General features: G+C 65.7%; 24 protein-coding genes. 11 read left to right on the top strand and 13 right to left on the bottom strand.

Annotated elements, in window-relative coordinates:
- Window position 1: 1 nt before the first annotated feature.
- Both DCM80_RS19785 and DCM80_RS19780 read right to left on the bottom strand, forming a co-directional pair.
- Window positions 2-1801, bottom strand: coding sequence for a tetratricopeptide repeat protein (locus DCM80_RS19785; RefSeq protein WP_257193230.1), 1800 nt, complete (start codon window positions 1799-1801; stop codon window positions 2-4).
- 288 nt (window positions 1802-2089) lie between these two features.
- A complete protein-coding gene (locus tag DCM80_RS19780) occupies window positions 2090-3751 on the bottom strand; it encodes an electron transfer flavoprotein-ubiquinone oxidoreductase (RefSeq protein WP_257193229.1) in 1662 nt (553 codons plus the stop codon).
- 134 nt (window positions 3752-3885) lie between these two features.
- Between DCM80_RS19780 and DCM80_RS19775 the strand changes: the two genes are divergently transcribed.
- Window positions 3886-4692, top strand: coding sequence for a uracil-DNA glycosylase family protein (locus DCM80_RS19775; RefSeq protein WP_257193228.1), 807 nt, complete (start codon window positions 3886-3888; stop codon window positions 4690-4692).
- A 389-nt stretch (window positions 4693-5081) separates the two neighbouring features.
- Here the strand turns inward: DCM80_RS19775 and DCM80_RS19770 are convergent, their stop codons facing one another.
- Window positions 5082-5579 carry a J domain-containing protein gene (locus DCM80_RS19770; protein ID WP_257193227.1) on the bottom strand — a complete coding sequence of 166 codons (498 nt, stop codon included), beginning with the start codon at window positions 5577-5579 and terminating at the stop codon, window positions 5082-5084.
- Window positions 5580-5690: 111 nt separating this feature from the next.
- Here DCM80_RS19770 and DCM80_RS19765 point away from each other — a divergent pair, with 111 nt between their 5' ends.
- Both DCM80_RS19765 and DCM80_RS19760 read left to right on the top strand, forming a co-directional pair.
- Window positions 5691-6458 carry an SDR family NAD(P)-dependent oxidoreductase gene (locus DCM80_RS19765; protein ID WP_257193226.1) on the top strand — a complete coding sequence of 256 codons (768 nt, stop codon included), beginning with the start codon at window positions 5691-5693 and terminating at the stop codon, window positions 6456-6458.
- A 187-nt stretch (window positions 6459-6645) separates the two neighbouring features.
- Entirely contained in the window at window positions 6646-6894 is a 249-nt protein-coding gene (locus DCM80_RS19760) for a helix-turn-helix domain-containing protein (RefSeq protein ID WP_028138133.1), read from the top strand.
- A gap of 41 nt (window positions 6895-6935) precedes the next feature.
- Here the strand turns inward: DCM80_RS19760 and DCM80_RS19755 are convergent, their stop codons facing one another.
- Together DCM80_RS19755 and DCM80_RS19750 are read right to left on the bottom strand one after the other, a co-directional pair.
- Window positions 6936-7157 (bottom strand): hypothetical protein, encoded by a 222-nt coding sequence (locus tag DCM80_RS19755; RefSeq protein ID WP_028138135.1) that lies wholly within the window; start codon window positions 7155-7157, stop codon window positions 6936-6938.
- A gap of 119 nt (window positions 7158-7276) precedes the next feature.
- Complete coding sequence (locus DCM80_RS19750) at window positions 7277-7543, bottom strand: DUF2277 domain-containing protein (protein WP_257193225.1); 267 nt, start codon at window positions 7541-7543, stop codon at window positions 7277-7279.
- 137 nt (window positions 7544-7680) lie between these two features.
- Here DCM80_RS19750 and DCM80_RS19745 point away from each other — a divergent pair, with 137 nt between their 5' ends.
- The 3 genes from DCM80_RS19745 (at window position 7681) to DCM80_RS19735 (ending at window position 9939) form a co-directional block, all read left to right on the top strand.
- Complete coding sequence (locus DCM80_RS19745; RefSeq protein ID WP_257197980.1) at window positions 7681-8757, top strand: alpha/beta fold hydrolase; 1077 nt, start codon at window positions 7681-7683, stop codon at window positions 8755-8757.
- Window positions 8758-8905: 148 nt separating this feature from the next.
- Entirely contained in the window at window positions 8906-9259 is a 354-nt protein-coding gene (locus DCM80_RS19740; protein ID WP_028138138.1) for a hypothetical protein, read from the top strand.
- A 77-nt stretch (window positions 9260-9336) separates the two neighbouring features.
- Window positions 9337-9939 (top strand): MSMEG_1061 family FMN-dependent PPOX-type flavoprotein, encoded by a 603-nt coding sequence (locus tag DCM80_RS19735; protein ID WP_257193224.1) that lies wholly within the window; start codon window positions 9337-9339, stop codon window positions 9937-9939.
- A 131-nt stretch (window positions 9940-10070) separates the two neighbouring features.
- On the opposite strand, the gene bfr is transcribed toward DCM80_RS19735, so the two are convergent.
- The 3 genes from bfr to DCM80_RS19720 all read right to left on the bottom strand — a co-directional run bounded on the left by bfr (window position 10071) and on the right by DCM80_RS19720 (window position 11444).
- On the bottom strand, window positions 10071-10559 hold the full coding sequence (gene bfr / locus DCM80_RS19730; RefSeq protein ID WP_024339472.1) for a bacterioferritin: 489 nt from the start codon (window positions 10557-10559) through the stop codon (window positions 10071-10073).
- A 133-nt stretch (window positions 10560-10692) separates the two neighbouring features.
- The gene (locus DCM80_RS19725) at window positions 10693-10965 is read right to left on the bottom strand and encodes a bacterioferritin-associated ferredoxin (protein WP_257176983.1); all 273 of its coding nucleotides are present in this window, start codon (window positions 10963-10965) and stop codon (window positions 10693-10695) included.
- 161 nt (window positions 10966-11126) lie between these two features.
- Window positions 11127-11444, bottom strand: a complete 318-nt coding sequence (locus DCM80_RS19720; RefSeq protein WP_257193223.1) for a hypothetical protein — start codon at window positions 11442-11444, stop codon at window positions 11127-11129.
- 132 nt (window positions 11445-11576) lie between these two features.
- On the opposite strand from DCM80_RS19720, the gene DCM80_RS19715 reads away from it, so the two are divergent.
- Together DCM80_RS19715 and DCM80_RS19710 are read left to right on the top strand one after the other, a co-directional pair.
- Window positions 11577-11915 carry a hypothetical protein gene (locus tag DCM80_RS19715; RefSeq protein WP_257193222.1) on the top strand — a complete coding sequence of 113 codons (339 nt, stop codon included), beginning with the start codon at window positions 11577-11579 and terminating at the stop codon, window positions 11913-11915.
- A 239-nt stretch (window positions 11916-12154) separates the two neighbouring features.
- Window positions 12155-12433 carry a hypothetical protein gene (locus tag DCM80_RS19710; RefSeq protein ID WP_028138143.1) on the top strand — a complete coding sequence of 93 codons (279 nt, stop codon included), beginning with the start codon at window positions 12155-12157 and terminating at the stop codon, window positions 12431-12433.
- 93 nt (window positions 12434-12526) lie between these two features.
- Here DCM80_RS19710 and DCM80_RS19705 read toward each other — a convergent pair whose 3' ends face one another.
- On the bottom strand, window positions 12527-13753 hold the full coding sequence (locus DCM80_RS19705) for a lytic murein transglycosylase (RefSeq protein WP_257193220.1): 1227 nt from the start codon (window positions 13751-13753) through the stop codon (window positions 12527-12529).
- A 7-nt stretch (window positions 13754-13760) separates the two neighbouring features.
- Window positions 13761-15410 carry an energy-dependent translational throttle protein EttA gene (gene ettA, locus DCM80_RS19700; RefSeq protein ID WP_257193219.1) on the bottom strand — a complete coding sequence of 550 codons (1650 nt, stop codon included), beginning with the start codon at window positions 15408-15410 and terminating at the stop codon, window positions 13761-13763.
- Between the two features lie 235 nt (window positions 15411-15645).
- Between ettA and DCM80_RS19695 the strand changes: the two genes are divergently transcribed.
- Together DCM80_RS19695 and DCM80_RS19690 are read left to right on the top strand one after the other, a co-directional pair.
- Window positions 15646-15861, top strand: coding sequence for a hypothetical protein (locus tag DCM80_RS19695; protein ID WP_063201904.1), 216 nt, complete (start codon window positions 15646-15648; stop codon window positions 15859-15861).
- Between the two features lie 128 nt (window positions 15862-15989).
- Window positions 15990-16952, top strand: a complete 963-nt coding sequence (locus DCM80_RS19690; protein WP_257176977.1) for a D-2-hydroxyacid dehydrogenase family protein — start codon at window positions 15990-15992, stop codon at window positions 16950-16952.
- Between the two features lie 57 nt (window positions 16953-17009).
- Here DCM80_RS19690 and DCM80_RS19685 read toward each other — a convergent pair whose 3' ends face one another.
- The gene (locus DCM80_RS19685) at window positions 17010-18224 is read right to left on the bottom strand and encodes a L,D-transpeptidase (RefSeq protein ID WP_257193218.1); all 1215 of its coding nucleotides are present in this window, start codon (window positions 18222-18224) and stop codon (window positions 17010-17012) included.
- A 369-nt stretch (window positions 18225-18593) separates the two neighbouring features.
- On the opposite strand from DCM80_RS19685, the gene DCM80_RS19680 reads away from it, so the two are divergent.
- Window positions 18594-19400: a hypothetical protein gene (locus DCM80_RS19680; RefSeq protein WP_257193217.1), complete on the top strand. Its 807-nt coding sequence runs from the start codon at window positions 18594-18596 to the stop codon at window positions 19398-19400.
- A 58-nt stretch (window positions 19401-19458) separates the two neighbouring features.
- On the opposite strand, the gene sseA is transcribed toward DCM80_RS19680, so the two are convergent.
- Together sseA and DCM80_RS19670 are read right to left on the bottom strand one after the other, a co-directional pair.
- The gene (gene sseA, locus DCM80_RS19675; RefSeq protein WP_257193216.1) at window positions 19459-20313 is read right to left on the bottom strand and encodes a 3-mercaptopyruvate sulfurtransferase; all 855 of its coding nucleotides are present in this window, start codon (window positions 20311-20313) and stop codon (window positions 19459-19461) included.
- A 190-nt stretch (window positions 20314-20503) separates the two neighbouring features.
- The gene (locus DCM80_RS19670; RefSeq protein WP_257193215.1) at window positions 20504-20917 is read right to left on the bottom strand and encodes a rhodanese-like domain-containing protein; all 414 of its coding nucleotides are present in this window, start codon (window positions 20915-20917) and stop codon (window positions 20504-20506) included.
- Between the last annotated feature and the right edge of the window lie 54 nt (window positions 20918-20971).

Here is a 20971-nt window from a genome sequence, read left to right as displayed (position 1 = left end):
CTCAGCCGCCCCTGCCGTCGTCCTTCTTCTTGTCCGCCTGCGCGGCCGAAGAGTTTGAATTGTCGTCGGCGAGACCATTGGCGATCTTGGCCTCGATCTTCGGAAGCTCTTCCGGCTCGGGCTTGAGGTCGCGCGCGTGCGACCACTGGAATTTGGCTTCGAGCGTGCGCCCGACCCGCCAATAGGCATCGCCAAGGTGATCGTTGATGGTGGGATCCTCGGGCTTGAGGTCGATCGCGCGCTCGAGGTTCTTCACCGCCTCCTCGTAATTGCCGATGCGGTAATAAGCCCAGCCGAGGGAATCGACGATATAGCCGTCGTCGGGGCGCTGCTCGACGGCACGCTTGATCATCTTCATGCCTTCGTCGAGGTTGATGCCCTGGTCGATCCAGGAATAGCCGAGATAGTTGAGGACGTGCGGCTGGTCGGGCTGCAGCTCGAGCGCCTTCTTCATGTCGGCTTCGGCCTTGGCCCACTGCTTGGAGCGCTCCTCGCAGATGCCGCGATAATAGTACCAGACGCTGTTGGCCTTGTCGTTGCCGGGCGTCAGGGCATCGATGCCTCGCGAATAGGTTGCGCCGCAGTCGCTGAACCGCTTGCGGCCGCGCTCGATGTTGCCGAGCGCCATGATGGCTTCGAGATCCTTGGCATCCTCCGCGGTGACGCCCTTGAGGATCTTGATCGCCTCCTCGGTGCGGTCGGCGGAATCGAGATCAATGGCGAGCTGGATCTGCGCGTTGCGCTTGAGCGGGGAGGTCGCGGGCACGCGCTCATAGACCTTGATCGCCATCTTCGGCCGCTTCACCGATTCATAGAGATCGGCGAGCGAGAGCAGCGCCAGCGGGTGCGTCGGCTGCAGGTAGAGCGAAAGCTGGAGATAGACCAGCGCCAGATCCTCGCCGCCGCGGCGGGTCAGCGTGGCGCCGATGCCGTAGAGGGCTTCGGCGGCGCCGGCCTGCGCGGAATCGACCAGCGGCGGCATCTTCTTGCCGGCCCTGGTCTCGCGCAGGCCTTCCTGGATCAGCGGATGGCGCGCGAGCTTCTTGTCGAAGGCCTGATAGACGTTGGTCGCGGCAGCCGAGTCCTTGTTGTTGCGCGACAGCCAGCGCGCATAGGCCTCGGTCACGCGCAGCATGGAATCGTCGAGCTTGTAGGCGCGCTCGAAGCGGGTGCCGGCGTCCTTCTCCTTGCCGGAGAGTTCGAGGATCATGCCGGCGTGAAGGTCCTTGAACAGCGGATACCATTCGGGACCTGCCAGCTTGTCGATGGTGGCGACGCCGCCCTTGGCATCGCCGGCGCCATAGGCGGCCCACCCCGACAGCAGCGTGGCGACGAGGTCGGTGATCGGACCGCGGATCGACTGGCTGATGTTGGTCTGCGCGGCCGCGTACTTCTTCACCTTGAGATCGTGGACGCCGACGACGAGACGCGCGACGCGGTTGGTCTTGTCGATGGTGAGGATGCGCTCGGCGAGCTTGACCGCTTCGTCGATGTCACCGTCGGCGACCGACGAGATGAAGGCGCGGTCGAGCAGCTCGTTGTTCTTCGGATCGGTGCGCAGGGCCGAACGGTAGAATGCGGCGGCGGAGGCCGCGTCGCGCTCGACGCTGGCGTGACGGGCGGCAAGATAGCTGCCGGCACCCGTCAGCGACTTCAGGTCGTTTCGGGTCGGAAACTGCGCCGCCGTGTCGGAGGGATGGTCCGGCGTCTGCGCCAGCACCCTGCCGGGGACGGCCGCGATCGCTGTGCCCACGAGGGCAATGGCGGCAACAGTCCAGCGGTTGAAACGATTTGAAAACATCAGGGCTCGCCTTGAGTTGGTAGTGCCTGGGTTTGCAGCAATGGCCATATCGCATGCGGACGCTGCCGGAGGCATCCGGACCCGGAATTGTTGGGCCGACAATGCCGCTTTTGGCGCTTCGCCGCAAGGATTCGGACCCGGCGATCCCCGCCACGCGGGCCAAATCGGCAAGTAAATCCGCCAACAGCGCCCCAAGACGCCGCCACTATGGCCTTATCGTGGCCGCGGCGGGTGGCCGCAGCCGGCTCCTCACGCGAACGTGCGGCAGATCCCTGGCAATGACCTACCTTACATCGCCTCGTAATTCGGGCCGCCGCCGCCCTCCGGGGGAACCCAGGTGATGTTGCCGTTGGGATCCTTCACGTCGCAGGTTTTGCAGTGGACGCAGTTCTGGGCGTTGATCTGGAAACGCGGACCCGATCCCTCCTCGATCCACTCATAGACGCCGGCGGGGCAATAGCGATTCGAGGGACCGGCGAAGACGTCGTGCTCGGAGGTCTTCTGCAGGTTCATGTCGGTCACCTTGAGATGGACCGGCTGGTCCTCCTCATGGTTGGTGTTGGACAGGAACACCGAGGACAGCTTGTCGAAGGAGATCTTCCCGTCGGGCTTCGGGTAGTTCCTGGGCGCGTGCTGCTTGGCCGGATCGAGCGTGGCGCGGTCATGCTTGACGTGTGACTGGGTGCCGAACAGCGAAGCGCCGAACAGCGTGTTGCACCACATGTCGAAACCGCCGAGCGCGACGCCGATCACCGTGCCGAACTTCGACCACAGCGGCTTGACGTTGCGGACCAGGAAGAGGTCCTTGCCGACCGAGGAGGACCGCCAGGCGTTCTCGTATTCGACGAGCTCGTCATTGGCCCGATCGGCGGCAAGCGCGGCTGCGGCATGCTCGGCCGCGAGCATGCCGGTGCCCATGGCATTGTGCACGCCCTTGATGCGCGGCACGTTGACGAAACCGGCCGCGCAGCCGATCAGCGCGCCGCCTGGGAAGCTGAGCTTCGGCACCGACTGATAACCGCCCTCGGTGATGGCGCGCGCGCCGTAAGCGAGCCGCTTGGCGCCTTCGAAAGTGCCACGGATCGAGGGATGGGTCTTGAAGCGCTGAAACTCGTCGAACGGCGAGAGATAGGGATCGTCGTAGTTGAGGTGAACGACGAAGCCGACGGCCACGAGATTCTCGTCGTAATGATAGAGGAACGAGCCGCCGCCGGTCTTCATGTCGAGCGGCCAGCCGAAGGAATGCTGGATCAGGCCCTTCTGATGCTTGGCGGGGTCAATCTGCCAGACTTCCTTGAGGCCGATGCCGAATTTCGGCGGCTCGCTGTTGGCGTCCAGCGCGAACTTGTTGATGAGCTGCTTGGTCAGGCTGCCGCGGGCGCCTTCCGCGAACAGCGTGTACTTGCCGAGCAATTCCATGCCGCGGGTGAAGGAGTCCTTCGGCTTGCCGTCGCGGCCGATGCCCATGTCGCCGGTGGCGATACCCTTGACGTTGCCCGCCTCGTCGTAGAGCACCTCGGCCGCGGCAAAGCCCGGATAAATCTCGACGCCGAGCGCCTCGGCCCTGCGCGCCAGCCAGCGGCAGACATTGCCGAGCGAGCCGATATAGCAGTGATGGTTGTTCATGAGCGGCGGCATCAGGAAGTTCGGCAGCTTGATCGCGCCGGCGCCCGTCATCCAGTAGAAACGGTCGTCCTTGACCTGAGTCTTGAGCGGGCAGTCGGAATCCTCGCGCCAGTCCGGGAGCAGCTTGTCGAGCCCGGCCGGATCGATCACAGCACCGGAGAGAATATGCGCGCCGACCTCGGAGCCCTTCTCCACCACGACGACGTTGAGGTCGGCGTTGAGCTGCTTCAACCGGATCGCGGCCGCCAGGCCCGAGGGGCCGGCGCCGACGATGACGACGTCGAATTCCATGGATTCGCGCGGGGGAAGTTCTTCGGTGCTCATCTGATCTCAGCCCTCGAGACGGTCCTCGGTCGTTTGCGCCCTCTTGTTTCCGATTTTTCCGGGCAGGACAACAGCGGAAATGCATTTCGCTGGGATGCAAGGCGCCCCAAACTGATATAAAAGTCTGACTTTCCATGATCCCCGAACCCGCACCCACCGCCCGAGAGCTTCTTGCCTTCTATCTGGAGGCCGGTGTCGACTGCGCGCTCGCCGAGGAACCGATCGACCGCCTGGCGGAATTGGATGCTCCCCCGGCGGCCCCGCGCATCGCACCTGCGATCGAGGTGCCGCGGCCGCTCGCCGCGCCGGCGGTGATGCGCGGCGAGGCCGCGCCGGCTCCCGACATCGCCATCGCCTCCGCGCGCGAGGCCGCGCGCACCGCGCCGACGCTGGAAGCGCTGCGCGAGCTGATGCAGAACTTCGAGGGCTGCGCGCTGAAGCACACCGCGACGCGGCTGGTGTTCGCCGACGGCAATCCGCAGGCACGCATCATGTTCGTCGGCGAGGCGCCGGGCCGCGACGAGGACATCGAGGGCCTGCCCTTCGTCGGGCGCAGCGGCAAGCTGCTCGATCTGATGATCGGCGCCATCGGCCTCAACCGCAGCACCGCCTACATCGCCAACGTGATTCCGTGGCGGCCGCCCGGCAACCGCACGCCGACGCCGCAGGAGACGCAGATCTGCCTGCCCTTCATCCAGCGCCAGATCGAGCTGGTGAATCCGGACGTGCTGGTGACGCTCGGCAACCCCTCGACCCAGACGCTGCTGGGAACGCGCGAGGGCATCATGCGCACCCGCGGGCGCTGGTTCGACTACGAGACGGGCGCGCGCACCATCCGGGCGCTGCCGACGTTCCATCCGGCCTATCTGTTGCGCTCGCCGTCCTATAAGCGATTGGCGTGGCAGGACCTGCGGGCGATCGCGAAGGTGCTGGCGGGTTAGCGAGCTCTCGTAGAGCCTGTGAGCCATTTGGGCATTTGACATCAAAGTGGGGTGAGCGCCGGTCCCGTTGATGTCAGGACATCGGTATCGGATGTCGGGTATGGCTGTGCTGCCTATGCTTTTGCGAGCCGGTGTGGCGCGGGTCCTACGTCGGTGCTCAAGGCACAGGTGGGCAAGGCGGCTCCCGGCGGATCGGCCCGGCCGACCAGCTTACACCAACTGACTGGCCTCCGAACGCTAGAAGGGTACAGGGTGGGCAAAGCGACTTGTCCGCCGTAGCTCGAAGAGCGAAGGCGGAAGCGTGCCCACGTATCTTTTTGAGACCGAGAGAGATGGTGGGCACGGCGCATCGCGCCTTTGCCCACCCTACGAGACATCGCCAAGCCCGCTCACGCGTCCTTGTGCGCGCCGGGATGGATCAGGAGATCGCGCGCGGCGGCGAGGTCGATGAAGCCTTGCGCGCTGCCGCCCCGGTCGGGATGCATGCCCTTGGCCGCGCGGCGATAGGCCTGGTTGATGTCCTCGCAGGTCAGCTGCACCGCGAGCGGCAGGCCGAGCATCTGGCGGGCGTGATCCTCGCGGGAGAGCTTCTTCGGCATGGCATTGCGGCGGCCGAAGCGCGGCGCGGTCAGATCATGGACGACCTCGAGCACCACGCCGAGGCGGCGCTGCGCCGCCAGCGTCACGCCGTGATCGTCGTTGCCTGCCGCCTGGCGCAGCACCGGAAGCGCCTGCTCTGCCGCCTGGCGCAGCGTGACGTCGACGCTCGACCGCGCGATCTCGGCCACGAGCCGGCCCGCCTCGGCGAAGTCGGCGGATGGCGCCGACCGCAGCCGTTCGAGGGCGAGTTTCCAAGAGTCCAGCCGGGAGTCGAGCCGTTCCATCATGCGCGCAACGTTTAGCAATCACGATCAGTATGCCAAGGCTGCCGTTTCCGGCCCCTTAATTTCGAGTTAGCGTTTCGTGAAACTTCGAAACGAAATCGGGAGGAATAGGTCATGGCCTTGCTCGCAAACCACATCGCCGTCGTCACGGGCGCCGGTTCCGGCATCGGCCGCGCGATCGCCGCCGGCTATGCGCGCGAGGGCGCCCAGGTGGTGCTGCTCGACGTCAATGCCGACACCGCTGCGGAGGCCGCGCAGGAGATCCGGAATTCGGGCGGCAAGGCCGAGAGCTTTGCGCTGGACGTCACCCGGCGCGAGGATTGCTTCGCGCTGGCTAGCCAAGTCGCCGACAAGGTCGGGCAAGTCTCGATCCTCGTCAACAATGCCGGCATCACCCGCCGCAACGCCTTCACCGCCGAGACCGAGACGGTGGCGAAGGACTGGAACGACATCATCTCGCTCAACCTCAACGGCGTCTTCAACGTGACGCAGGCCTTCCTCGCTCCCTTGCGCGCCAGCAAGGGCCGCATCGTCAACATCGGCTCGATCCAGTCCTTCGTGCATCTGCGCACGCCGAGCTCGGCGGCCTACACCACCTCGAAGCACGGCGTGCTCGGCTTCACCAAGGCGCTCGCGGTCGAGCTCGGCAAGGAGGGCGTGCGCGTCAACGCGATCGGACCGGGCTTCATCGAGACCAACATCAACGCCAACGTGCGCGCGACCAATCCGGCGCTGGTGCAGGCCTTCGTCGACCACACCCCGCTGGCACGCACCGGCAAGCCCGAGGATATCGTCGGGCCCGCGCTCTTCCTCGCCTCGGACCTGTCGGCCTATGTCACCGGAACGATCGTGATGGTGGACGGCGGCTATCGGACGGTATGACCGGATTCATCGCGAAGCCGCCGCCAATCGCGGCGGCTTCGCGGCATTCCTGAGGTCATCTGGTGCGGCGCCCCGCAATTAACCTTTCATTAACCAAACCCGATCACCGTAGATCTACGGCTTGGGGGTCGTTTGTTCTCGATCCGCTTCCAACGATGGAAGCGGGCGTTGATCGGGGAGTGTATCGATGACCACTGTTCACGTCGCTGCGTCCGAACCGGGCGCCCAATTTCTTGCCCCCAACCAGATCGTTCCACTTCTGATCGGCGCCACCGTCGACGAGGTCGAACGCGAGCTCGTGCTGCAGACGCTGGCGCGCTGCGACGGCAACCGCACCCGCGCCTCACGCGTGCTCGGCCTGTCGGTGCGCACGCTGCGCAACAAGATCAAGCTCTATGCCGCATCCGGCATCGAGGTGCCGGCCTATCAGGACTAGCGCGCGGCGAAGCAGCGCTCCGCGTCCGGGACACGGGCCGATCAGGACGCGCCGGACGCATCGTCCTTGTGCGGCAGCAAGCCCATGCGCTCGAACTGCCAGCGCATGGCGCGATACCAGAGATAGCCGACCGCCGCGCCGCACAGGGCAAGGATGATCACCTGGGCGCTCGAGAACGAGCCGCTCCACCACATCATCCACGCCGTCCATAACAGCGTGAGAACGATGGCACCTGCTTTCAGAGGAAGAAGGGGGCGGCTCATGATCGTGCTCCCGGGCTGTCAAAAACCCACGGCGGACATCATGGCAAGGCCGGGCCGCCCATACCGTGAGCCAGATCACGGAAGGAGTGGCCGGCGCTGCGCCGTTTCCGGATCTTGCTTTAGCTGAAGCGCAGCCGCGAGCGCTCCCTGGCCCGCTCCGCCTCGACCTCGCGGTCGCGCGCCGGCGCATGGGTGTGCAGCGAGCTCAGCAATCTTCGCGCGGCCTCCGAGACTTCCGCCACCGCACGGTCGAACGCCGCCTCATTGGCCTGCGACGGCTTGTTGAAGCCGGACAATTTTCGCACGAATTGCAGTGCGCTGGCATGGATCTCGTCCTCCGTGGCCGGCGGCTCGAAGTTGAACAGCGTCTTGATGTTGCGGCACATGCAGGCCTCTCTCCGGATGTTTCCATGAAGACGATCGGCGCAGCCGAAATCCTACATCCTTCCCCGCATTTCTGCTAAGTTCCATCGCAACGCGGCCGCTGACGACGAGCCGCAACGGGGAGAGAGACATGAGATACATGAAGGTGCTTTGCGCCGCGCTATCGACCGTCCTGTTGTCCTTTTCGATGTCGGCGACGGCCGCCGATCGCCCCGCCCCCAGGCAGGGCGACTGGATCGCCAAGGATTTCAAGTTCCACACCGGCGAGGTCATGCCTGAGCTGAAGCTGCATTACACCACGGTCGGCGAGCCCTCAGGCCAGCCGGTGCTGGTGCTGCACGGCACGGGCGGCTCGGGCACCGGCATGCTGGGACCTTCCTTCGGCGGCGAGCTGTTCGGCCCTGGGCAACCGCTCGACACCGCCAAGTACTACATCATCCTTCCAGACAGCATCGGCCACGGCAAATCGTCGAAGCCGTCCGACGGCATGAAGACGAGGTTTCCGAAATACAATTACGACGACATGGTCGAGGCGCAGTACCGGCTGGTGACGGAGGGCCTCGGCGTCAAGCATTTGCGGCTCGTCATCGGCAATTCGATGGGCGGCATGCACACCTGGCTGTGGGGCGAGAAATATCCGAAGGCGATGGACGCGCTGATTCCGATGGCCTCGCAGCCGACCGAGATGGCCTCGCGCAACTGGATGATGCGGCGGATCATGCTCGACACCATCCGCAACGATCCCGACTACAATGGCGGCAACTACACCAGCCAGCCGCGCATGATGAAGTACGCCGTCACGGCCTACGGCATCGCCAGCATCGGCGGCACGCTCGCCTATCAAGCGCAGGCGCCGACCGCGGCCAAGGCCGACAAGATGGTCGACGACCGGCTCGCGACGCCTATCACGGCGGATGCCAACGACTTCGTCTACCAGTGGGAGTCCTCACACGACTACAATGCGGGCGAGAAGCTGGAGGCCATTGAAGCGGCGCTGCTCCTGATCAATTCCGCCGACGACGAGCGCAATCCGCCCGAGACCGGCATCACCGACGCGGCCATGAAGCGGGTCAAGAACGGCAAGCTGTACCTGATCCCCGCCAGCGCCGAGACGCGCGGCCACGGCACCACCGGCAATGCGAAGTTCTACCGCGAGCAGATCAGGCAATGGCTGGAGAGCACGCCCCAGCAAACCATGGAATCGGCGCGCCGCTGATTTTGCAACGCATCATGTGCGACGCGTCGGCGCCGCATATTATTTGAGCATGCAATGCGCGGGGAGCTCGGGCTTAATCGCGCCAACGATGCGAATCGACGCGCGAGACCATTGCGCCGATCGCACGACACGCGACGAGGAGGACCGCATGCGCAGCCTCGCATTGTGCGTTTGGCTGGCCGCGATGACGGCGCTGACGAGCGCCGCATTCGCGCGCGACAACGGTCAATACGACCATGTTCCGCCCGACATCCGCGCTTGGTTCAAGAGCGTCATCGCGCCGAACGGCGTGCCCTGCTGCGACATCTCCGACGGCCATCGTACCGAGTACGACGTGCGCGGCGGCGTCTATTGGGTGCCGATCGAAGGACAATGGATGGAGGTGCCCGGGCGCGCGGTGATCCGCGATCAGGGCAATCCGGTCGGCCAGGCCGTCGTGTGGTACGTCCACCACCGCGGCGCCATCATCATCAGCTGCTTCGTGCCGGCGGATGCGGTTTAGCGCGCCTTGATCGATTCCATTGGCTGGCAACGGCCCGATCGGGTAGGTTGCCGCCAATCCGATGCGGAGGCACGCCGTTGACCCATCTTTGCGCCGAAGACCTCGCCACCATCTATGCCAAGCCGAGCCCGCGCGTGATCGCGAAAGCGCGTCCCGCGATCGACGCGCATGCGAAGAAGTTCATCGAGATGTCGCCGTTCTGCGTGCTCGCGACGTCGGGAGCCGACGGCAGCGTCGACGCCTCGCCGCGCGGCGGGGGCATCGGCTTCGTCCACGTCGCCGGTCCCAACCAGCTGTTGATGCCCGACCGCTCCGGCAACAATCGGATCGACAGTTTTCGCAACGTCGTCGAGGGCTCGGGCTTCGTGCAGCTGTTGTTCTTCGTTCCCGGCATCGACGAGACGCTGCGCGTCGGCGGACGCGGCACGCTCTCGGCCGATCCGGACCTGCTCGCGTCCATGATCGAGTTCGGCAAGCCGCCGCGCGCGGTGCTGAACGTCGCCGTCAGCGAAGTCTATTTCCACTGCGGCAAGGCGCTGATGCGCTCGAAGCTATGGTCGTCGGACAAGGTGCAGCGCTCGGTGATGCCGAGCATCGTCACGGTCATTCACGACCAGACCGGCCTCGGCGAACCGGCCAGCCAGGAGAGCGTGGAAGAACTCTACAAAACGCAGTTGTAGTTGGGGCGTGGTTCCGCAAACGAACCGTCATGCCCAAGCTTGTCCCGGGCATCCACGTCTGAGTCGCGCGGCAACATGTGGATGGCCGGGTCAAGCCCGGCCATGACGAATGGATGGGCCGGAGCCAGGGCCTAATGCCCCTCGCCCTCGAGCCCGCCGACGTGCTTCTGGGTGTAGAGTTCGAGGCCGATGCGGCCGATCAGGTCGAGCTGGGTTTCGAGGAAGTCGATGTGGTGCTCCTCGTCGCTCATCAGCTTCTCGAACAGGTCGCGCGTGACGTAGTCCTTGGCGCCGTGGCAGTAGGTCGCCGCTTCCTGATAGAGCGCCCGCGCGCTCATTTCGGCGGCGAGGTCGCACTCGATGATCTCCTTGACGTTCTGGCCGATGCGCAGCGGATCGAGCACCTGCATGTTCGGGAAACCGTCGAGGAACAGGATGCGCGCGGTGAGCTTGTCGGCATGCTCCATCTCCTCGATGGATTCCTTGCGCCAGACCTTGGCCATGTCGAGCAGGCCCCAATTGTCGAGGAAGCGGTAGTGCAGCCAGTACTGGTTGATCGCAGTCAGTTCGTGACGCAGCGCCTTGTTGAGATAGTCGATGACTTTTGCGTCGCCCTGCATGGTTCACTCCAGCTCTTGCATTCCAAATCGGCCCTAAGCCGAATTTAGAACGTTTCTAAGTCAATTTGCGGATGAGGGCAACCGGTTACCGAGACGCAACCGGGGAAAGCTCTGCCGATCCGGCGGGAAGACGTCAGCAGGCCGCGAGGGCGAACTGGGCGGGCGCGGCCGTCTCGTCGTTGGCGGCGACGGTGTGGCTGTGGGGGCAGCCGGCACAGCAGGATTGCGCGCAGGGGCCGAGGGCTTCGTCGATGATGGTCTTGATGGTCCGCGCACAGCGACCGCATTCGGCGCTGCAGCCAAGGCACCCATAGACCTGCTTGGCATGGCGCACGGCGTCGTCGGACTCGGCGACGGCGGCGCGGATGTCGTCATCGCTCAGCACGTTACAGGAACAAACGATCATGGAAGCGGCAGGCCCTTCGGTGATGCGTCATCATCGATATTTAACGGGCCGGCCGGATGCAAAAGGAAAAACCGGTATTTTAAGCTATTCCAAACTGGCCCACGGACAGCCTAGAAGGGTTTCAAAACCCGGCGTTGCGGTGGATCAAGATTAGAGCGGATCTAGTCGCCGCCGCCCCCACCACCGTCGCCGCCACCTCCACAATCCCCTCCACAATCCCCGCCGCCGCCGCCGCCGTTGTCGCTGCTGGAACAACTGCCGCTGTCGGTGGTGCTCCCGGTGCTGTCGCCGGAAAACCAGCTTCCCAGTGAGAAGCCGTCATTTGTCCCGCTGGAGGAGGTCTCGCTGCTGCTCCCGCCGTCACCACCGGCTCCGGCGCGCGAGCGTCGGCGGCGATTCTGGAGGTGGACCAGCCAGCCGTAGCCGATCGCAGAGACCACCCCCGCTGCGATCAGTGCGTTCATCATCGCGTTGCCCATCGTCGCTTCCTGGCAGACCCGGTTCACATGAATTGGTCGCGCCCGGCAAAGGGGCCGTTCATTGATCATTCAAGCGAAGTATGGAACTCTGCCCCAAAGGGTTCCAGCGTGTTTGTACGAAAGGTCAAGCCAATGAAGAAATTGCTCCTGGCGGTCGCAGCGGTCGCGACCCTGGCCGTGGCGGCCGGAACTCCGGCTCACGCCCAGCGCGGTGTCGCCGTGGGCGTAGCCGCGGGCATCATCGGCGGCGCCATTGTCGGCGGCGCGCTGGCCTCTCCGTATTATTACGGACCCGGTCCGGGCTATTACGAACCCGGCTACTACCCGCCCCGCTATTATGCGCCGGGTCCCGGCTATGTCTCCGACGGTTATTATGGCCGCGGATATTATGGCGGCGGCTGCGTCTGGCAGAAGCAGCGCTTCTGGGACGGCTATGCCTGGCGTATCCGCCGCGTCAGGGTCTGTGGCTGAGCCGCCTCGAACTGGCTCACTGCGACGGCTTCTGCTGCACCGGTTCACTACGGATGCGCTGTTCATCTCGGGGCCTGAAAAACACCGCTTTTTCTCGTCACAGCTCCGTGTGCGTTTACCGTGGATTGACCATTTGCGCGCTTCCTAGCCGGACGGCCAATTCCATCAGAGTGTGCGTGAACCTTTGAAACCCGGGCGCCTCTAACCAGAGGAACCCATCTCCCAGGAGAGCCCTGAGCATGAAGAAGACTTTAGTTGCCGCCCTCACGGTCGCGACGGTCGCCGGTTCGCTGGTCACCGCCACGCCGTCCGCGAAAGCCGGCGACGTCGGCGCCGGCATCGCGGCCGGCCTGATCGGTGGCGCCATTGTCGGCGGCGCGATCGCCTCGAGCCGTCCGGCCTATGGCGGTCCCGTCTATATCGCCGAGCCCCCGCCGCCCGCGCCCTGCTACTGGCGTCGTGAGCGCTATTGGGATGGCTACGGCTGGGTCAGCCGTCCGGTTCGCGTCTGCTACTGATCTGATTGCCTGATCTGATCGCATTGGCGCATGCGCGCCGCGATCGGGAAGCCCGGCCGAGAGCATCGGCCGGGCTTTTTTCTTGCCGCTTCGCTAGCGCGACGTCTGGATCGAGCGGAGGACCTCCTCGCTCGGCCAGCAATCGACCTTGAGCCCCGCCGATTTCTGATAAGCGCCCAGCGCCGCGCGCGTCTGCATGCCGGCCTTGCCGTCGATCTTGTCCTTGTAGAGCCCGATCCGCGTCAGCCCGCGCTGCATGGTCTCGACATCCTTGGTGCGCAACTGCTTCGAGGCCGACCAGGGCGTTGCGAACGGCAGCGGGCTGGTCATGCGGTCGCTGAGATGGCCGACGAACAGCACATAGAGGTCGGAGAAATTGTATTCCTTGATGACGAAGTAGTTCTTGGTGGTCAGGAATGACGGGCCGTAGATGCCCTCGGGCTGCAGCAGCGAGGCCGGCTGGGCCTGCTCCGCCGCGCTCAGGCGCTGGCCGCGCACCGGCACGAAGCCTTCGCGCAGCCACTGGCCGATCGGCTTCGTCACCTCCGGTACGCCAGTGGTGCAATCGACCTTCGCGGGCGCCTGCACTTCATAGGCCCAGCGCACGCCGCTCTGCCAGCCCTTGTTGGCGAGCTGCTGCGCGGCCGAGGCCAGCGCATCCGGCACCGAGTGCCAGATGTCGATGCGGCCGTCGCCGTCGAAATCGACGCCGTGCTTGTAAAATTCGGACGGCAGGAACTGCGTGAGCCCGGTGGCGCCCGCCCAGGACGAGCGCATGTCCTTGCGCGTCACCACGCCCTCGCCGAGGAGCTTCAGCGCCAGGATGAACTCGGTGCGGTATTGATCCTTGCGCCGTCCCACATAGGCCTGGGTCGCCAGCACGCGGACCAGATCGTAAGGCAGCGTGTAGCGGCCATAATCGGTCTCGCGGCCCCAGATCGCCAGCATCACGGTGGCCGGCACGCCGGACTTGTTTTCGATCTCGCTCAGCACGGCACGATGCTTTTGCAGCAACCGCTGCCCCTCGCCGGCCAGCCGCGCGATCGAGGATTCCCTGACATAATCCGCCGGCACCTGCACGAACTCGGCCTGCGACGGCGCGCCCGTCGCGGGGCGCCCGGGCAGGATCAGGTCGGGCAGCTTGTAGTCCGGCTCGAGCCCGCGCATCTGCTCGTCGAATGTCTTGCGCGAGACGCCTTCGGCCTGCGCCTCCGGCCAGAGCGAAGCGATGAACTGGGTGAAGGCTGCGTCAGCGGCGCGGGCGGTCGACCAGCCGCAGGTGACCGCGATCACCGCAGCGATGAGCGCCCGCCGCATCATGCCGCCGTCACCGCGTCAGCTTCTTGTACTTCATGCGGTGCGGGATGATGCTGTCCTGGCCGAGCCGGCGCATCTTGTCCTTCTCGTAGTCCTGGAAGTTGCCCTCGAACCATTCGACGTGGCTGTCGCCTTCGAAGGCCAGGATGTGGGTCGCGATGCGGTCGAGGAACCAGCGATCATGGCTGATGATGACGGCGCAGCCGGCAAAATCCTCCAGCGCCTCTTCGAGCGCGCGCAGCGTGTCGACGTCGAGGTCGTTGGTCGGCTCGTCGAGCAGCAGCACGTTGGCGCCGGACTTCAACATCTTGGCCAGATGCACGCGATTGCGTTCACCGCCGGAGAGCGCACCGACCTTCTTCTGCTGGTCCGCGCCCTTGAAGTTGAACGACGAGCAATAACCGCGCGAATTCACTTCCTTCTTGCCGAGCAGGATCAGCTCGTTGCCGCCGGAGATTTCCTCCCACACGGTCTTCTTGCCGTCGAGCGCATCGCGCGACTGGTCGACATAGCCGAGATGCACGGTCTCGCCGACCGTGATGGTCCCAGCGTCCGGCTTCTCCTGACCCGTGATCATCCTGAACAACGTGGTCTTGCCGGCGCCGTTCGGACCGATCACGCCGACGATGCCGCCGGGCGGCAGCTTGAACGTGAGGTTGTCGATCAGGAGGCGATCGCCGAAGCCTTTGCTGAGCCCATCGAAATCGACCACGTTGGCGCCGAGCCGCTCGGCGACGGGAATGATGATCTGCGCGGTCTGGGTCTGCTTTTCGCTCGCCTTCTTGAGCAGTTCCTCGTAGCGCTGGTAGCGCGCCTTGGACTTGGCCTGGCGCGCTTTCGGCGAGGACGCGACCCATTCCTGCTCGCGGGCCAGCGTCTTCTGGTGCGCTACGTCCTCGCGTCCCTCCTGCTCCAGGCGCTTCTGCTTCTGCACCAGCCAGGACGAGTAATTGCCCTCATAGGGAATGCCGCGGCCGCGGTCGAGCTCGAGGATCCAGCCCGTCACGTTGTCGAGGAAGTAGCGGTCGTGGGTCACGATCAGGATCGCGCCGGGATAGTTGCGCAGGTGCCCTTCCAGCCACGACACCGACTCGGCGTCGAGATGGTTGGTGGGCTCGTCCAGCAACAGGAGCTCGGGCTGATCGAGCAGCAGCCGGCACAGCGCGACGCGGCGGCGCTCACCGCCCGAGAGCTTGGCGACGTCGGCATCGTCGGGCGGGCAGCGCAGCGCGTCCATGGCCTGGTCGACCTTGCTGTCGAGATCCCAGAGGCCCTGGGCCTCGATCTCGTCCTGCAGCTTGGTCATCTCGTCGGCGGTCTCCTCCGAGTAGTTGACCGCGAGCTCGTTGTAGCGGTCGAGGATCGCCTTCTTCTTGGCGACGCCCAGCATGACGTTCTCGCGCACCGAGAGCGCAGGGTCGAGCTGCGGCTCCTGCTCGAGATAGCCGACGCGGGCGCCCTCGGCGACCCAGGCCTCGCCGGTGTATTCCTTGTCGAGGCCGGCCATGATCCTGAGCAGGGTCGACTTGCCCGAGCCGTTGACGCCGAGCACGCCGATCTTGGCGTCCGGGTAGAACGACAGATGGATGTTATCGAGCACCTTGCGGGTCGGGTAGCTCTTGGTCAGGCCCTGCATGAAGTAGATGAACTGGCGCGCCATCGGTCCCGAAAACCTTCGATTTGAGGAAATTTGCTTTGCCAGCGATGTAGCGACCCCGTCCCAAAAGGGCAACGTTTTCCGTCCGTTCACCACGGGTGATTACGGACCGGACACCATCCGGCCACCGATCCGGACAATTGAAACCATCTTTTAATAAATCAGGCCGAAAGCTCGGTTTCGCGCGCGGAAACAGCGCCACCGCTCAGAACGAACGGGAGCACAGCGAGGCCGCATCATGGCTCTGATCGAGACCCATTCTCTTCCTGTTCCGGCAGAAGCCGGCCACGTCTCCGACTTCGCCTCGGAGATCAAGGGATTCTGGAAGCGCTTCTTCGCCACCGCCTTCAATCCCTACCGGCCCGAATTGCACTACATGCGCGGCCCCGGACCCGCCTGGCGCGCCAAGCACGGCATGGATGCGCCGTTCCGCCTGAAGCCCCGCGACCTCTAAGGCCGCTCTGCTGTTGGATTTTTGAAGACGCAGGCGGCTTGCGCGCTGCTGCGATTGCGCGCAACCATGGCCCGGTCCGACGATGGCGCTCGTCCAGCGCCCTCACCCCTCGCCATGGATGAACGCTGATGAGCCGGCTGCGCTGTGCAATTCTCGACGATTATTTCAACCTCGCGCTCGATGTTGCCGACTGGCAGAGACTGTCCGACCGCATCGACGTCACCGTGTTCAGCCACCCCTTCGCTTCGGAGCAGGCCGCGGCCAGCGCGCTGGCCGACTTCGAGATCATCTGCGCGATGCGCGAGCGCACCGCTTTCCCCAAGAGCCTGTTCGAGAGCCTGCCGAAGCTGAAGCTGCTCCTGACCTCCGGCATGCGCAACGCCGCGATCGACATGGAAGCTGCGAAAGCGCGCGGCGTCGCCGTCGGCGGCACGCAATATTCCCGCGATCCTACCGCGCCGCTGGCCATGGGCCTGATCCTGGAGCTGACCCGCGGCATTGGCCGCGAAAATGCGCGCATGCATGCCGGCGAGCCCTGGCAGACCTTTGCCGGCGTCGAGATCGAGGGCATGACGCTCGGCATCGTCGGGCTCGGCAAGCTCGGCAGCAAGATGGCCGGGATCGCCAAGGCGTTCGGGATGAACGTGATCGCCTGGAGTCCGAACCTGACGCCGGAGAAATGCGCGGGCGCCGGCGTCGGCTACGCCACCAAGGAGGAGCTGTTCGCCAGGGCCGACATCGTCACCATCCATGTGGTGCTGAGCGAGCGCTCGCGCGGTCTCGTCGGCCGCGAGGACCTGGCCCGGATGAAGCCGACGGCGTTCCTCGTCAACACCGCCCGCGGGCCGATCGTGGACGAGCAGGCGCTGCTCGAGGCGTTGCAACAGCGCAGGATCGCAGGCGCCGGCCTCGACGTGTTCTCAGTCGAGCCGCTGCCGGTCGAGCATCCCTTCCGCAAGCTCGACAACCTCGTGCTGACGCCGCATCTCGGCTACGCCACCAAGGATGGTCTTGGCATCCATTACGGCCAGATGGTCGAGGCGGTCGATGCCTTCACCAAAGGCAGCGAGCTGCCGCGTAGGCTGGCCTGAAACGATGAAGGGCGTGCCGATGGCACGCCCTTCGCTCTATCAGATTTCTTGTAGCGCTTAGCGTACGGTAACCGGGGCAGGCAGCGGCGGCACCACCGTCGGCTGCGTCCCGGGGACCGGACCAGCCTGGGCCGACATCGGAGCCGGACCAGCTGCACCGGATGTGCCAGCGCCGGGCGTCGGCGCAGCCGAGGCGGTCGCCGTTCCCGGCGGTGGGCCACCGGGGAGCACGACGACGCGGGTGCCGACCTTGACGCGATCGAACAGGTCGGAGACGTCCTCGTTCAGCATGCCGATACAGCCCGACGAGACGAACTTGCCGATGGTCGAGGGCTGGTTGGTGCCGTGGATGCGGTAGACGGTCGAGCCGAGATACATCGCGCGGGCGCCGAGCGGATTGCCGGGGCCGCCGGCCATGAAGCGCGGCAGATAGGGCTGGCGCTCGATCATCTCGGTCGGCGGATGCCAATCCGGCCACTCGGCCTTGCGGGTGATCTTCTGCACGCCGGTCCAAGTGAAGCCGTCGCGGCCGACGCGGACGCCGTAGCGGATCGCGCGGCCATTGCCGAGCACGTAATAGAGGTAAGTGTTGGGCGTATCGACCACGAGCGTGCCGGCCGGCTCCTTGGTCTGGAACGAAACCTCCTGGCGGCGCAGGTTCGGCGGCAGCTGCACCGGCGCAGCGTCCGGCTGCTCCTCGGGCGGTAGCGCAGCCAAGGTCACGGGGCGGCCATCGGTGCCGACGGGCGGCTGCCCGGCCTGAACCGTTCCGGTCGCGGCGGGACCGCCAACAGCTTCCGGCGGACGGAGGCCATCATTGGCAGGAGCCTGCTGGGGAGGACGGTCGGCGTAGATCACCGCCGGCGGACCGGCGGGGCGGCCGTAACGGGGATCATCGGGCGACATCACCGGGCCCTGCGGCGGCGCGGCCGAATAGACCGGCGGAGCGCCTGCCGGACGGCCATAACGCGGATCGTCCGGCGACATCACCGGCCCCTGGGGCGGGGCTGCCGAATAGACCGGGGGCGCGCCGAGAGGGCGGCTATAGCGCGGATCGTCAGCCGGGCCGGGCGGCGGCAACGATGCATGCGGCATCCCGTCGTCGTCATCGTCCAGCGCATCGAAATTCGGCGTGCGATCGCCGGGGCGATACTCCGACGGTGCGCCGTAGGACGGCACCTGCTGGACCGGATAGCTCTGAGCCTGCGCGAGCGAGGTTCCGGCCGCAGCGAGCGTTGCGGCAGCGCATATCGTCAGAAAATGTTTGATCATCATCGCTCTTGTATAGTCCCCAAGCCCGATCGGACCGTTAACGGCCAGATGACGGAAGATAGCGGCACATTCAAGACATATCAGGCTTATTTGAGCCGGATTTGCCGTTTTGTGATCCGCAAGACTACCGTTGCCTCGTTGCATCACGGGGCGGAAATCGGATCGCGCCGCGGATTGCCCGACATGTCGGCTCCGAATTTAACGGAACGGGTCGGAATCGTTGCGGTATGTTCGAATCAGCCTGATTCGCCGCCGATTTGAGCTCCGATTCCCGCGCGGCGAACGCGGCAAACAGTACCGTCACCGCGTTCAGATGGCTCTTGGGCCCTGGCACCCCACGCTGCCGGGGCGGAAATCCGCAATCCTTCGATGCTTCCCGGCTTTCGCTTCCTGTTTGCCGCGATCCTGCTGTCAACCTCCCTCCTGGTGTTCGGCCTGGGCGCCGCCGCGCTGCTGCGCGCGAGCCACCAGCAGTATGTCAGCAACCCCTCCTGGCGGAACGGCCCGCAGGAGCAGATGTTCGCGCGGGCTTCCGAGCCCGCCCAGCCGGTGCTCGCGATCCTCCGTGCCGAGCCGGAGGTCACGGCCGCCCCCGAGCCGTCGTTGCGCGACCAAGTGCCGACCATTGGACTGCCGGCAACCGAGCCCGAGCCGGAGGAGGTCGCCGCGCTGACCGAGGCTGACGTCCCGGCCCAGGTCGCCGCGCCTGCGGCGGAAGCGGCGGCCATCGAGCCGGCCGAGGCCGAGACGACGACGGAAGCCGCTGCGCCGGCTGCCGCCGACACGCTCACTCCAGCCGACGCCACGGCGTCGATTCCCGACGCCAAGCTGGACGCCAAGCCTGACGTCCAGCCTGCCGCCGCCGCGACCGCCAGCGAGCCGGCACCGGTCGATGCCCATGCCGCCCCCGCCGCCTCGGCGCCCGAGGTCGCTTCCGGGAAGCTGGCCGCGCTGAACGACCCGGCGACGACGGCCGTGAAGGATGCGCCGGCGAAGGCCAAGGCCGAAAGCAAGCCCGAGAGCAAGGCCGACGATAAGGCGACCAAGCGCAAGGCGAAGGCCAAGAAGCGGCAGCGCGTGGTGCGGCGCCCGCCACCTCAGCAATTGCAGCAGCAGCTCGATCCGTTCGGCCAGCAGCAGCCAACCTTCGCGACGACGACCGCGCGCACGCGGTGACGCTCTTGCTTCGCCTCTCCCCGCAAGCGGGGCGAGGGAGCGCACCGTCATCGTGGCACTACGCCGGACCGGTCGCGATGGCCGGGCCGCCCTCCTGGCCCCATTCCGACCAGGAGCCGTCATAGAGCGCGGTGTCGGCGATCCCGAGGCGGTAGAGCGCGAGCGTCAGCACGCCGGCGGAGACGCCGGAGCCGCAGCTGGTGACGATCGGCGCATCGAGCTTGACGCCGGCGCCCGTGAAGGCAGCGCGCAGTTCCTCGAGCGGCTTCATCGTGCCGGTCGCGGCGTCGAACAGCAAATTATACGGCACGTTGCGGGCGCCCGGGATGTGGCCGGAGCGGATGCCCGGACGCGGCTCGGGCGCGCGGCCCTCGAAACGGTCGGCGGCGCGGGCGTCGATCACCTGCTCGGCACGGCTTTCGACATTGGCGACCAGCTGCTGCATGCTGCGCACGCGCTTGCCGTCAAAGCTCGCCTTGAACGTCGCCGGCTTCGGCTTCACCTCGCCGGTCTCCACGGGCCGGCCCTCGGCGCGCCATTTCTTCAGGCCGCCGTTGAGAATGCGCACCTTGTCGTGGCCGAATGCCAGGAACATCCACCACGCGCGCGGCGCGGCGACCCAGCCGCCGGAATCGTAAAGCACGACGGTGTCGGCGTTGGAGATGCCGAGATTGCCGACATCGCGGCCGAACTGCTCGGCGCTCGGATACATGTGCGGCAGCGGGTTGGAATGGTCCGACACTGCATCGACGTCGAAGAACGCAGCGCCCGGCAGATGCGCGGCGAGATAATCGTCCTTCGGCAGCGGCAGCACGCCCGGCAGCTTGAAGCTGGCGTCGAGGACCTTGACGTTGGCATCGCCGATATGGGCGGCGAGCCATTCGGTGGAGACGAGGGGGTCGGTGGCGGTCATGCAATTTCTTCCTTGTCATTCCGGAGCGAGCAGCGCGGGGCGCGAGATCGCGCTCCGCTGTCATCGCCCGGCTTGACCGGGCGATCCAGTACTCCGAGGCGATTGTGATTGAGCCGAGAGGCCGCCGCGTACTGGATTCCCCGCTTTCGCGGGGAATGACACCGGAGGTTGGAGCGACGGCAACATCACCTCACCCCTTCTTCTTCGGCTCCCACTTCTCCGTCGGGCCGCCGGCATCGCGCCAGGCGGCGTAGCCGCCGGCGATGTGGGCGACGGGCTTCAGGCCCATGTCCTGCGCGGTCTTGGCGGCGAGCGCGGAGCGCAGGCCGCCGGCGCAGTGGAACACGAACTTCTTGTCTTCCTGGAAGACCGGCTTGGCGTAGGGGCTCTGCGGATCGATCCAGAATTCGAGCATGCCGCGGGTGCAGGCAAAGGCGCCGGGGATGCGGCCGTCGCGCTCGATCTCGCGGGGATCGCGGATGTCGACGATGACGACGTCGCCGTTCTTGGAGATTTCGATGGCGTCCTTGGCGGTGAGCGTCTCGATCTCGGCATTGGCCTCGTCGATCAGCGCCTTGATGCCGCGGGTGATGGTCTGGGGCATATATGTCTCCCTCTTGTTGTCATTCCGGGGCGCGCGCAGCGCGAGCCCGGAATC

The sequence above is a fragment of the Bradyrhizobium sp. WBOS08 genome, from assembly GCF_024585125.1.
GTDB classification, from domain to species: Bacteria; Pseudomonadota; Alphaproteobacteria; order Rhizobiales; family Xanthobacteraceae; genus Bradyrhizobium; species Bradyrhizobium japonicum_B.
This window is presented reverse-complemented; position numbering and strand designations above follow the sequence as displayed.